Origin of the sequence: Scandinavium sp. M-37 (genome assembly GCF_043558715.1) — a bacterium.
GTDB lineage: Bacteria > Pseudomonadota > Gammaproteobacteria > Enterobacterales > Enterobacteriaceae > Scandinavium > Scandinavium vulneris_A.
On the sequence record NZ_JBIGIN010000001.1, the window covers coordinates 405,120 to 417,763 of the forward strand.

Here is a 12,644-nt window from a genome sequence, read left to right on the forward strand (position 1 = left end):
CAGGAGACCGGAATGACCCGTCCACAGTTTGCATCACGTCAGATTGGTGAGTATCTCGTTACCGCATTGAGCGACGGAAATATGGCTGCCAGCCTCGATTTATTATTAGGCGTCGATTCCGTCGATGCCGGTGAAATTCAGCGCCAGGCGGGGATCGGTGACGCCGGAAATATTCATATCAACGGCTATTTGATCCGCGGAAAAGGACGCACCATTCTGGTGGATTCTGGCACCGGAGGGCTGAATAATTCCGGCGGCCTACTGCAACAGAATTTGGTCGCGGTCGGCGTCTGTCCTGAGGAAATTGATACCGTTCTGCTGACCCACGCACACCCCGATCATATTGGCGGCCTGCTGGATCCCGAGGCGCAGCCGGTGTTTACCCGCGCTAAAGTGTATATCCATCCGCTTGAAGTTGAACACTGGCTGGATAACGACAAACAGCAGCGGGCCGTTGAACGCGTACAGCGTATTTTTGCCCTCGTCCGTCGGACCCTGAACGCCTACCAGCCCGCAGTTCAGTTGCTGGACGACAGCGAAGTGGCTCCCGGCATTCGCCCGGTCTTTCTGCCGGGCCACACACCAGGGCATACCGGTTTTCGTATTGATTCACAGGGGCAAAGTCTGCTTATCTGGGGCGATATCGTGCATTACCCACATATTCAGACTGCGCATCCCGATGCGTCGATTGCCTTTGATATCGATCCCGCTCAGGCCGAGGCCACGCGCACCGCGCTGCTCGCACAGGTGGTGGATGAAAATCTGCTGATTGCCGGAATGCATTTCGGCGCGCAGGGTTTTGCGCACATCTTCCCTGCGGGAGATGGCTACCGGGTGGCGTATCTGGAAGAGTAAATGCCCGATGACGCTACGCTTAACGGGCCTACGGTTCAGTAGGCTCGGCAAGCGTAGCGCCGCCGGGCAATATCAATTTAATGTTTGATCATCACATGCCGCACCACGGTGTAATCCTCAAGGCCGTAGACCGACATATCCTTGCCGTAGCCCGACAATTTTTGCCCGCCGTGTGGCATTTCGCTCACCAGCATAAAGTGGGTGTTGACCCAGGTACAGCCGTACTGCAAACGGGCGCTCATGCGATGGGCTCGCCCCACGTCCTGGGTCCACACCGATGAGGCCAGGCCGTACTGCGAATCGTTGGCCCAGCCGAGGACCTGTTCTTCGTCATCAAATAGCGTGACGCTAACCACCGGGCCGAACACTTCGCGCTGGACGATATCGTCTTCCTGCCTTGCCCCGGCGAGCACCGTCGGCTGGAAGTGATAGCCGTTGCCGGGCACTTTTTCGCCGCCGGTCACCACGTTGATATGGCTCAGGCGGCGGGCTTTTTCCACCGCCTGGCTGACCCTATCCAGATGCGCCTGTGAGCTCAACGGCCCCAGCTCGGTGGATTCATCGTTTGGACAACCCATTTTCAGCGTCGACACCGCCGCGCCGAGTTTCACAACCAGCGCGTCATATACGCCTTTCTGCACGTACAGTCGACACGCCGCGGTACAGTCCTGCCCGGCGTTGTAGAAGCCGAAGGTACGTACCCCTTCCACCACCGCCTCCAGATCCGCATCATCAAATACAATGACCGGCGCTTTACCACCCAGCTCCATATGGGTGCGTTTGATTGACGGCGCGGTGTGGGAAATAATGTGCTCCCCGGTGGCAATCGACCCGGTGAGTGACACCATGCGCACCTTTTCATGTCCGGTCAGTGGGTCGCCGACGGTTTTGCCCCGGCCAAAGAGAACATTAATGACCCCGGCCGGGAAAATATCTTTCGCCAGTTCGGCCAGTTTTAAGGCGGTCAACGGAGTGATTTCAGAGGGTTTGATCACCACGCAGTTTCCCGCCGCCAGCGCCGGGGCGAGCTTCCACGCCGCCATCATCAGCGGATAGTTCCACGGTGCAATCGACGCCACAACCCCGACCGGATCACGGCGGATCATTGAGGTGTGACCTTCCAGATATTCGCCCGCCGCCAGGCCGTTCAGGCAGCGTGCCGCCCCGGCAAAGAAGCGAAAGACATCGACCACCGCAGGCAGTTCGTCGTTGATGACACAATGCAGCGGTTTACCGCAGTTCAGCGATTCCAGCTTCGCCAGCGTTTCGGCGTTTTGCTCAATCACATCAGCCAGTTTCAACAGGCATTCGGCCCGCGCTTTCGGCGTGGTTTGGCCCCATTGGACAAACGCGCGATCGGCGGCCAGTACCGCAGCATTGACCTGCTCTGCGGTGGCTTCGGGGATGTCTATGATCACTTCCCCGGTGGCAGGATTATAGACCGACTGTTTTTCGCCGTGGCCTGCGACCAGTTCACCGTTTATCAATAAGTTGTGTTGCATAGCCTGCCCCCTAAAAATATGTCCCTTAATAACCGTAGACGGCGGAATGCACGCACAGGCGGAAATTTCACCAGGTTGTGACAAAGGGCGCATTACGCTGAAAATGAAACGATATATCTCAACTAAAGGCAGTATAGACAGGGAGTTAAGCTGCGTTAACAGGTATGCATATTTCCTATGGCGGGCATAAATAAAATAACCCGACAAATAAGATTTAGATTATCGTCGGGTTATTTCCATTTCGAGAAAAAGATACTCAGGAAATAAGAACGTTTATTCCGTAAGCATTTCTTTTATCAACTGGCCCAGCACTTTTACCCCCTGCTCTTCACGCTCACTCCACCCCCAGGCAGTGTTAAATCGGAAGAACGATGCCCAACTGTCGGTGGTCGAAAACATCTTGCCCGGCGCAATACTGATTTTATGCGCCAGCGCCCGGGCGCCAAGCTCTCCGGCGTCGATCCCGGCAGGTAGCTCCAGCCACAAAAAGTAGCCGCTGTCGTTATGATGGATTTTCACCTCGGCGGGTAAATGGCGGAGCAGTGCCTGCCAGGCCAAATGTTTCCGCTCTGCCAGTTGACGACGTAAACGCCGCAGGTGCGCGTCATAACGCTTGGTCCCGAGATAATCGACCAGCGCCATCTGCATCGGCGAACTGGTCGACAGTGTGCTCATTAACTGCAAATGCTGAATACGCTGGGCGTGTTTCCCCGCGGCCACCCAGCCGATGCGAAAGCCCGGTACCAGGCATTTGGAAAACGAACTGCAGTGCAGGGTCATATCATCACGATCCCAGGCTTTGGCGGGCAGCGGCTTCTCGCGGCCAAACCACAGTTCGCTGTAGACATCATCCTCAATCAGCACCACGTTATGCGCACTCAGCAGCGCCACCAGTTGTGCCTTTTTCTCCGGTGAAAGGGTAAAGCCGAGCGGGTTCTGGCTGTTGGTCATCAGCCAGCAGGCTTTTACCGGATACTCTTTCAGCGCCTGTTCCAACGCCAGCAGATCGATACCCTCTTTCACATCCGAGGCCACCGACAGCGCTTTCAGCTTCAGGCGTTCCAGTGCCTGTAAGGCCCCATAGAAACAGGGATTCTCGACGATCACCCAATCGCCCGGTTCAGTCACCGCCTGCAAACTGAGATTCAGCGCTTCAAGCGCCCCGGCGGTAATCACGATTTCATCCGGCGAAATATTCATGCCCTGCAGCGCATACCGGCGGGCGATGGCGTGGCGCAGCTCGGCATTCCCAGGCGGCAGGTTTTCAATCACGCTCATGGCGGTGGCGGTTTTGCTTACCTGCGCCAGCGAACGGTTGAGTTGCTGGAGTGGAAACAGGCGCGGATCGGGAAACGCCGAGGCGAACGGCAATACCGCTGCATCACGACTGGCCTGTAACACGCCGAAAATATAGGTGTTGATATCCACCGCTTCATCGCGCATCACCTGCGCAGGCGGCGTGGTTTTGACCTGTTTCACCGGACGCGGCGCAACGTAATAGCCCGACTGCGGCCTGGCGATGATTCGCCCCTGGCTTTCCAGCAGCTGATACGCGTGACCAACGGTCATAAAGCTCATCCCGCTGATGGTGACCTGCTCGCGCAGCGACGGCAGTCGGTCGCCGGGTTGCCACACGCCAAGGCCAATCTGCTCAGTAATTTGCTGCGCCAGGCGCTGGTATTTTTTCATCGTGGGTTTCACCGATTTTATGACAGATGTAAAAAGTAGCATGATTAATGTAACTGTTATAGGTAAATAAACACCGACTGTGGCTGCTACTCCCTTCTCACAATCAATACCATGACTGCGAACACCGTTTTATGTCGAGGTTGTCCATGTTCGGTTTAGACGCATTCCATTTGGCGCGCATTCAGTTCGCCTTCACGGTCTCTTTTCACATTATTTTTCCGGCCATTACCATCGGGCTTGCCAGCTATCTGGCGGTGCTCGAAGGTCTGTGGCTGAAAACCAAAAACCCGGTCTGGCGCTCGCTGTGGGCGTTCTGGTCGAAAATTTTCGCCGTTAACTTTGGCATGGGCGTGGTCTCCGGGCTGGTGATGGCCTATCAGTTCGGCACCAACTGGAGCGGCTTCTCGCAGTTTGCGGGCAGTATTACCGGCCCGCTGCTGACCTACGAAGTGCTGACCGCCTTTTTCCTCGAGGCCGGTTTCCTCGGGGTGATGCTGTTTGGCTGGAATAAAGTTGGCCCCGGCCTGCACTTTTTCTCCACCTGTATGGTGGCGCTGGGAACGATTATTTCCACCTTCTGGATCCTCGCCTCCAACAGCTGGATGCAAACCCCGCAAGGGTATGAAATCGTTAACGGCCAGGTGGTGCCGGTGGACTGGTTCGCGGTGGTGTTTAACCCGTCGTTTCCTTACCGCTTGCTGCATATGTCGGTGGCGGCGTTCCTCAGTAGCGCCCTGTTCGTCGGCGCCTCCGCCGCCTGGCATCTGCTGCGCGGTAACAATACCCCTGCCATTCGGGCGATGTTTTCCATGGCGCTGTGGATGACGCTGGTCGTCGCGCCAGTTCAGGCACTGATTGGCGATATGCACGGCCTGAATACGCTTAAACATCAGCCTGCCAAAATTGCCGCCATTGAAGGCCATTGGGAAAACACGCCGGGCGAACCGACGCCGCTGCTGATTTTCGGTTGGCCGGATATGGCACAGGAACGCACCCGCTACGGGCTGGAGATCCCGGCACTCGGCAGTCTTATCCTGACGCACAGCCTCGATAAACAGGTGCCCGCCCTGAAAGAATTCGCCAAAGAAGACCGGCCAAATTCAACCCTCGTCTTCTGGTCGTTCCGCGTGATGGCCGGTCTGGGCGGGCTAATGTTGCTGCTCGGTGTGTTCTCGCTGTGGCTGCGGAAAGGACAGCGGCTCTATACCTCCCGTCCGTTCCTGCGCTTTGCGCTGTGGATGGGGCCCTCCGGGCTGATTGCGATTCTGGCCGGTTGGATTACCACCGAGGTTGGCCGCCAGCCGTGGGTGGTGTATGGCCTGCAACGCACTAAAGATGCGGTCTCGGCGCACGGTGATTTGCACATGAGCATCAGCCTGCTGGCGTTCTTCATCGTCTATACCTCGGTGTTCGGCGTGGGCTACAGCTACATGATCCGCCTGATTCGCAAAGGCCCGCAGGACATCGAGCCTGAACGACACGGCACGCCTGCCCGTCCGCTGTCGGCGGCGATCGACGGTTATCAACATGAGGAGTCTCGCTAATGGGCATCGACTTATCGGTTATCTGGTTTGTGATTATTGTCTTTGCCACCCTGATGTACATCGTGATGGACGGCTTTGATTTAGGCATCGGCATCCTGTTCCCGTTCGTGCGCGATACCGACGAACGTGACGTGATGGTCAACACCGTCGCCCCGGTATGGGACGGGAACGAAACCTGGCTGGTACTCGGCGGCGCGGGGTTGTTCGGCGCGTTCCCGCTGGCTTACGCCGTTATCATCGACGCGCTGACTATTCCGCTGACCTTAATGCTGATCGGTCTTATCTTTCGCGGCGTGGCGTTCGAGTTTCGCTTTAAGGCCACGCCGTCGCACCGCCCGTTCTGGGACCGGGCGTTTCTCGGTGGGTCGATTCTCGCCACCTTCTGTCAGGGCGTGGTTGTCGGGGCGGTGCTGAACGGTTTCCCGGTGCACAATCGCGCCTTTGCCGGAGGCCCGTTCGACTGGCTAACGCCATTCACGCTGTTCTGCGGTTTGGGCCTGGTGGTGGCATATGCCCTGCTCGGCGCAACGTGGCTGGTGATGAAGAGTGAAAATCCGCTGCAGCAGACCATGCGTGGCGTATCCCGTGGATTAGTGGTGGCGATGCTGGCGGTGATAGCGGTCATCAGCCTGTGGACCCCGCTGGTACATCCGGCGATTGCCGCCCGCTGGTTTAGCCTGCCGAATCTGTGGTATCTGCTGCCGGTGCCGGGTCTGACGCTGGTCGTGGCGTTTGCGCTGTGGCGCTCACTGGCCAACCCCACCCATCACGCCGGGCCGTTTATGCTGACCTTAGGGCTGATTTTCTTAGGTTTCAGCGGGCTGGGGGTCAGTATCTGGCCGAACCTCATCCCGCCGGATATCAGCCTGTGGCAGGCCGCCGCGCCCCCGCAAAGCCAGGGCTTTATGCTGGTTGGCGCCCTGCTGATTATGCCGATTATTCTGGTTTACACCTTCTGGAGTTACTACGTCTTCCGCGGAAAAGTTCAGCCTGGCGAGGGGTATCACTGATGCAACCATCGATAAAGCAACCATTGTACAAACGTCTGTTCTGGCTGGTAACGCTATGGAGTGGCAGCGTACTGGCGCTGGCGGCGGTGGGGATGTTTTTCCGGCTGCTGATGAGCGCGGCGGGGTTTAAATCCTAGGGGTGTTGCCCGGCGGCGCTCACGCTTGCCGGGCTTACTTTTCGGGTTTATGCGCCTTTACGCTTCGGCAGCGTTTTCAGCAATTCTTCCGGACTGACTGACGCCACCACGCTTCCGGGGTGTGGCATCTTAAGAATGTGATTTTTGATTTTGCCGATGACGTGCATTTCGCACGGACGGCAGTCAAATTTCAGGGTCAGCACTTCGTCGCCGTTTATCAACTGCATCGGCGTCGCTTTCCAGCTCTTGATGTTGCCCTTCGCCTGTTTCGGGCACAGGTTAAACGCGAAGCGCAGGCAGTGTTTGGTGATCATCACCGGCACATCACCCTTTTCTTCGTGCGCTTCATACGCCGCGTCAATCAGCTGCACGCCGTAACGATGATAAAACTCACGCGCTTTGTGGTTGTAAACGTTCGATAAAAACGTCAGATGCGTTTCCGGGTACACCGGCGCAGGCGTGGAAACCGGCTTACGGCTGCCGCGCTGATAGGCCGCCAGACGCGCGGCATCCAGCATGTCAACCGTTTCACGGCGCAGCTGGTTCAGCAGGCTGTTCGGCACAAACAGTGCGCCAGGCAGCGTCACCTGCACCTCGCGCGGGTAGTAAATGGTCTGGCCGAGTTTCGCCACGCCGTCCTGCAAATTGTTCAACGCTTTTTCCGCGTTCGACGCTTCTTCAAAATTGCCGTCGAGAGTATGCGTCACGCTGACGCCGTCTTCGCTGGTCATGGTCAGGATCAGCTGTTCCTGCCAGCCGCCAATTTCAATATCCACCGCAATACGGCGTTCACTGGAGGTTTTGGTCAGCGCCTGCGACCAGTTATGGTCAAGGTTGCGATTGAGTGCGGCATTCGGCCGGGCTTTGTACAGGTCAGCTGGCATTTCATTTGGCCACACGCGATAGCGATTTTCACCGATTTTCTCTACCGTATTGGCACGGAAACCGACCACTTCACGTTTGATCATCACGTTCAGTCCGTCGCCGTTCGCCAGCGGTTCGGTCACTTCCACGTCGAGACTTTCTTTGCTGACTTTCAGCACTTCGCCCACCGGCAGGCCGATGAATTTTGGCGAGTCGAACGCGCCGATATCGCCTTTACGCGCATTCACGAAATAGTCGGTGCTGCCACGATGGAAGGTTTTGTCAGTCGATGGAATGAAGAAATGCTCGGTGCGCCCGGCAGAAGCGCGCGCCAGGTCGTCGCGGTCTTCGATGATCGCGTCCAGCATCTGGCGGTAGTGCGCGGTGATATTTTTCACATAGCTCATGTCTTTGTAGCGCCCTTCAATCTTGAAGGAGCGCACGCCCGCGTCGATCAGCGCCGCCAGGTTCGCGGTCTGGTCGTTGTCTTTCATCGACAGCAGGTGTTTGTCGTATGCCACCACGCGGCCCTGATCGTCTTTCAGGGTGTACGGCAGACGGCACGCCTGGGAGCAGTCGCCACGGTTGGCGCTGCGTCCGGTATGGGCGTGAGAAATGTTGCACTGGCCGGAATACGCCACGCACAGCGCACCGTGGATAAAGAATTCGATGGTCGCGTCGGTGGCTTGATGAATGGCTTTGATCTGCTGTAAATCGAGTTCACGCGCCAGCACGATTTGGCTGAAGCCAACGTCGGAAAGGAATTTGGCTTTTTCGACGCTGCGGATATCGCACTGGGTGCTGGCGTGCAGTTCAATCGGCGGGATATCGAGCTGCATGACGCCCATGTCCTGCACAATCAGCGCATCGACACCGGCCTGGTACAAATCAGTAATCAGTTTTTGCGCCGGTTCCAGCTCATCATCATGAAGAATGGTGTTCAGCGTCACAAATATCTTTGCGCCATAGCGATGGGCGAACGGCACCAGATCGGCGATGTCGCTCAGGCTGTTGCTGGCATTGTGACGGGCGCCAAAGCCTGGGCCGCCGATGTAGACCGCATCCGCGCCATGAAGGATCGCTTCACGGGCAATGCTGGCGTCACGGGCCGGGCTGAGGAGTTCAAGATGATGGGTTTGCAGGCGCATCGTTGTTATCCGTTATATCAAAATGGCGGCTATTGTAGTCAGAACTGCAGCGCGGCGAAATCATTTTTGCCCGGGCGGGTAATGAATCAGTGAGTGAAACAGCACCGTGTGCTCGCCGCTGTTCCGGTAGGCGTGCGGCTTATCGCCTGCGAATTTAAGCCCTTGCCCTTCTCTGACCTGCTGCCACTGCCCGTCGATACACATCTCAAGCGTGCCGTTAATCGCCACCACATGTTCAATCACGCCTGCCTCGTGCGGCGTGGACTCGCTGAGCGCGCCCGGCGCAAGTGCGATAGCGAAATGATCGTAGTGTAAATCCGGGTCCCACGGGAAAATCGGCGTCACCACCATCGCCTGCTGCTGCGGGTCGAATGCCGTATCTTCACTTTCCGCCGGGGTGATAAACAGCGAAAACGGCACGTTGAGGCCGGTGGCTATTTTCCACAGCGTCGCCACCGTCGGGCTGGATTCGTTGCGCTCGATTTGCCCGAGCATCGCTTTGGACACGCCGGTTTCTTCCGCCAGCTTTGACAGGCTCCATTCCCGCTGCTGGCGCAGGGATTTCAGGGTCGTCGCCAGGTGTTGTGCAATGTTCATGGTGGCTCCTTTTTCCGCCAGTTTATCACTTGTGCGCTATAACGCTCAATGCTACATTCCAACGGACGTTATAACGCACGAGAGGATTTTATGCGCACTTTCCCTTTCTCGACCCTGCTGGCCGGTTTTGTTGCGGTGCTGGTGGGCTATGCCAGTTCCGCAGCGATTATCTGGCAGGCTGCCGCCGCTGCGGGGGCGGATGCTCAGACCATTGCGGGCTGGATGACTGCCCTCGGTCTGGCGATGGGTGTCAGCACCCTTATCCTGACGCTGTGGCGCAAAGTCCCGCTGCTCACGGCGTGGTCGACCCCTGGCGCGGCGCTGTTGGTAACCGGCTTGCACGACGTGACGCTCAATCAGGCGGTGGGGATTTTCATTTTTGCCAATGGGTTGATTGTGCTCTGCGGCCTGACCGGGCTATTTGCCCGACTGATGAAGGTTATCCCGCATTCACTGGCGGCGGCGATGCTGGCCGGGATCCTGCTGCGGTTTGGGTTACAGGCGTTCAGCAGCTTGCAAAACCATTTTCTGCTCTGCGGTTCAATGCTGGCGGCGTGGCTACTGTTTAAAGCCTTCGCCCCGCGCTATGCCGTGGTGGCTGCGCTCATCGCGGGCAGTCTGGCGGCGGTCTTTGCCGGAGAAATCCACGGCGAAGCGCTACAGATGGCGTTTACCCTGCCGCGGTACATAGCGCCTGAATTTGATTTTTCGCTGCTGTTGAGCGTCGGCGTGCCGTTTTTCCTCGTGACGATGGCCTCGCAAAACGCGCCCGGCATTGCGACCCTGAATGCTTCCGGATACTCCGCGCCCGTATCGTGGCTGATGGTGATCACCGGCGGTATTGCGCTGGCGTTTTCACCGTTCGGCGTATTCTCCATTTGTATTGCGGCGATTACCGCCGCGATTTGTCAGAGCCCGGAGGCGCACCCGGATGCGGAACAGCGGTGGAAAGCCGCCGTCGCCGCCGGGGGTTTTTATCTGCTGGCGGGTATATTCGGTGGATCGATTACGTCGCTAATGGCCGCATTGCCAGTGGCGTGGATCCAGATGCTGGCCGGGCTGGCGCTGCTCGGCACCATTAGCGGCAGCCTGGTGCAGGCCCTGGCCAAGGAAAATGAACGCGACGCGGCGATTGTCACCTTTTTGCTCACCGCCAGCGGGATGACGCTGGCAGGCATTGGCTCGGCATTTTGGGGACTGGTGGCGGGCGGGATTTGCTACAGCGTGCTGTCACTGACCCGACGCGCGAAGCTGTGACGGGGTCATGCCCAGCACGCTCTTAAAGCGGTTGCTGAAATGGCTGGCGGAGCTAAACCCGCAGGCCAGCGCGATGTCAGTCAGCGGCAGCGACGTGTTGCGCACCAGATCCTGCGCCCTGGTCATCCGGCGCTGCATCACGTACTGATGCGGGGCCATTTTCATCGACAGGCTGAACATGCGGGCGAAGTGATACTCGCTCAGCGCGGCTTCCTGCGCCAGATCCGCTAAGGTCAGCGGTTGCGCCAGACTGGCCTCGATGAACGCCAGCACGTTGCGCAGCACGAACGGCGCCAGGCCGCCGGTTACTTTCGGCAACTGCCACTGCACGTTGGTGTAATGCTGAATGAGATGGGTCAGCAACAGCGTGGTGGCGGAGCTTAACGCCAGATGATTGGCCTGCTGCTGCCAGTCGCAGTCGAGCAAAAAATGGCGATACAGGGCGGTGATTTTGTCGTCATTGGCGAAGGTTTTTTCGTCCAGACGGAACGAGGCCGGGCTGCGATCCCAGATTTTCTCACCGGTGGCGCGCAGGTGTTCATCCGTGCAGTAGAGATGCACAAACGACAGGTTATCGCGGATGTCCCAACTCGATTCGCTCTCTTTGGGCATCAGGCAGAAGCGGTCTGGCCCGCCGCCGTTTTTCCAGCCGTGCGGCGTTTTGTGATAGCTCTCATAGCCGTCAGCCACGTACAGGCTGAGGGTGTGGTGGTCGCTTTGCACCGTTACGTTGTCGTTTTGATTAAACCAGGCCGCCAGCTGAATGCCGGAGTTCAACGCCACCGTGTCACGCAGAACGGCATTTTTTTGGCGCAGGGTTTCAAAAGTCGCGTAATTGTCGGGCATCGTATTCGCTGTGGCTATCAATCAGACCGCTAGTCTATGAATTGTTGTCCACCCTTGCCAGCTTTACTCCGTCTGCATTGAAAAAATGCGCAAGAATATGCAACTCCCCCGCAGCCTGCTGCAAGCGATGGCCCTCACCGTCTGTCACACTTCCGGCATCACAGACTGAAGCGGAATAATAACAATGAACGTATTACTCTATTTTTTGGTGGTGGTTATCTGGGGCACCACCTGGATTGCCATTTTCCTGCAACAGGGGCCCGTCGCCGCGCCGGTGTCGATTTTCTGGCGCTTCGCGGTGGCCAGCGTCACCCTGATGGTGGTGCTGAAAGCAGTCGGTCGCCTGCGTAAGTTGCAGCTTCGCGATCACCTGTTCTGTCTCATTCAGGGTTGCTGCGTGTTCTGCTTCAACTTCTGGTGTTTCTACACCGCCGCGAAGTGGATCAACACCGGGCTGGAGTCGGTGATTTTCTCAATGGCGGTGCTGTTTAACGCGATCAACAGCTTCCTGTTTTACCGCCAACAGCCACCGGGACGTTTTTACCTCGCCGCCCTGCTCGGTTTAATGGGTATCGTGACGCTGTTCTGGGACGATCTTCAGGCCAGCGGGATGAGCACCGAGCTGCTGATGGGCATCGGTCTGAGCGCACTAGGCACCTACGGTTTCTCGCTGGGTAATATGTTGAGCATTCGTCATCAGCGTCGTGGCCTGGAAACCCTGACCACCAATAGCTGGGCGATGCTGTACGGCACGATAGTGATGGGGGCGATTGCGCTGATGCGCGGCGATAACTTTATGCCGGAGTTTACCGTCAGCTATATGGGGGCGCTGCTGTATCTGGCGCTGTTCGGATCGGTCATTGCCTTCGGGGCGTATTTCACGCTGGTAGGACGGATTGGCCCGTCCAATGCAGCCTACAGCACCCTGCTGTTCCCGCTAGTGGCGCTGACCATCTCGACCTTTTATGAAGGTTACGTCTGGCACGCCAACGCGGTGTTCGGCCTGGCGTTAATTTTAGTCGGTAATCTGGTGATGTTTGCCAGGCCGGAAACCTGGCTGAAACGCACGGCGTGGCGTAAAAGTGCGGCGTAATAGCGCGACATAATAAATATCCTCCGGCATAGCCGGAGGTTTTTCATGTGCGCCTATAAGGCTCTGTTACCAGCCGCGCCCTAGCAGGCGCATCGCGATCTG

Annotated in this window: 11 protein-coding genes; 6 read left to right on the plus strand and 5 right to left on the minus strand. The window is 57.5% G+C overall.

All coding sequences use genetic code 11. From position 1 onward, the window contains the following. Nucleotides 1-12: 12 nt before the first annotated feature. Entirely contained in the window at nucleotides 13-855 is an 843-nt protein-coding gene (locus tag ACG0Z5_RS01865) for an MBL fold metallo-hydrolase (RefSeq protein WP_394445046.1), read from the plus strand. A gap of 77 nt (nucleotides 856-932) precedes the next feature. On the opposite strand, the gene patD is transcribed toward ACG0Z5_RS01865, so the two are convergent. Beyond that, nucleotides 933-2,357 carry an aminobutyraldehyde dehydrogenase gene (gene patD / locus ACG0Z5_RS01870; RefSeq protein WP_394445047.1) on the minus strand — a complete coding sequence of 475 codons (1,425 nt, stop codon included), beginning with the start codon at nucleotides 2,355-2,357 and terminating at the stop codon, nucleotides 933-935. A gap of 273 nt (nucleotides 2,358-2,630) precedes the next feature. Further along, the gene (locus ACG0Z5_RS01875) at nucleotides 2,631-4,046 is read right to left on the minus strand and encodes a PLP-dependent aminotransferase family protein (protein ID WP_394445048.1); all 1,416 of its coding nucleotides are present in this window, start codon (nucleotides 4,044-4,046) and stop codon (nucleotides 2,631-2,633) included. A gap of 146 nt (nucleotides 4,047-4,192) precedes the next feature. Here ACG0Z5_RS01875 and ACG0Z5_RS01880 point away from each other — a divergent pair, with 146 nt between their 5' ends. The 3 genes from ACG0Z5_RS01880 to ACG0Z5_RS01890 are packed head-to-tail and all read left to right on the plus strand — an operon-like array spanning nucleotide 4,193 to nucleotide 6,737. Continuing rightward, nucleotides 4,193-5,590 (plus strand): cytochrome ubiquinol oxidase subunit I, encoded by a 1,398-nt coding sequence (locus tag ACG0Z5_RS01880; protein ID WP_394445049.1) that lies wholly within the window; start codon nucleotides 4,193-4,195, stop codon nucleotides 5,588-5,590. Further along, nucleotides 5,590-6,600 carry a cytochrome d ubiquinol oxidase subunit II gene (gene cydB / locus ACG0Z5_RS01885; RefSeq protein ID WP_394445050.1) on the plus strand — a complete coding sequence of 337 codons (1,011 nt, stop codon included), beginning with the start codon at nucleotides 5,590-5,592 and terminating at the stop codon, nucleotides 6,598-6,600. The genes ACG0Z5_RS01880 and cydB overlap by 1 nt, the downstream gene beginning before the upstream one ends. Then, nucleotides 6,600-6,737 carry a DUF2474 domain-containing protein gene (locus ACG0Z5_RS01890; protein WP_394445051.1) on the plus strand — a complete coding sequence of 46 codons (138 nt, stop codon included), beginning with the start codon at nucleotides 6,600-6,602 and terminating at the stop codon, nucleotides 6,735-6,737. The genes cydB and ACG0Z5_RS01890 overlap by 1 nt, the downstream gene beginning before the upstream one ends. 47 nt (nucleotides 6,738-6,784) lie before the next feature. Here ACG0Z5_RS01890 and ACG0Z5_RS01895 read toward each other — a convergent pair whose 3' ends face one another. Further along, nucleotides 6,785-8,749 (minus strand): peptidase U32 family protein, encoded by a 1,965-nt coding sequence (locus ACG0Z5_RS01895; RefSeq protein WP_394445052.1) that lies wholly within the window; start codon nucleotides 8,747-8,749, stop codon nucleotides 6,785-6,787. A 60-nt stretch (nucleotides 8,750-8,809) separates the two neighbouring features. After that, entirely contained in the window at nucleotides 8,810-9,346 is a 537-nt protein-coding gene (locus tag ACG0Z5_RS01900) for a helix-turn-helix domain-containing protein (RefSeq protein ID WP_394445053.1), read from the minus strand. A gap of 90 nt (nucleotides 9,347-9,436) precedes the next feature. Here ACG0Z5_RS01900 and ACG0Z5_RS01905 point away from each other — a divergent pair, with 90 nt between their 5' ends. Then, nucleotides 9,437-10,603 carry a benzoate/H(+) symporter BenE family transporter gene (locus tag ACG0Z5_RS01905; protein WP_394445054.1) on the plus strand — a complete coding sequence of 389 codons (1,167 nt, stop codon included), beginning with the start codon at nucleotides 9,437-9,439 and terminating at the stop codon, nucleotides 10,601-10,603. Here ACG0Z5_RS01905 and ACG0Z5_RS01910 read toward each other — a convergent pair. Further along, nucleotides 10,577-11,449 (minus strand): helix-turn-helix domain-containing protein, encoded by an 873-nt coding sequence (locus ACG0Z5_RS01910; protein ID WP_394445055.1) that lies wholly within the window; start codon nucleotides 11,447-11,449, stop codon nucleotides 10,577-10,579. The genes ACG0Z5_RS01905 and ACG0Z5_RS01910 overlap by 27 nt on opposite strands. Nucleotides 11,450-11,633: 184 nt before the next feature. Between ACG0Z5_RS01910 and ACG0Z5_RS01915 the strand changes: the two genes are divergently transcribed. Further along, entirely contained in the window at nucleotides 11,634-12,542 is a 909-nt protein-coding gene (locus ACG0Z5_RS01915; RefSeq protein ID WP_394445056.1) for a DMT family transporter, read from the plus strand. The last annotated feature ends 102 nt before the right edge of the window (nucleotides 12,543-12,644 follow it).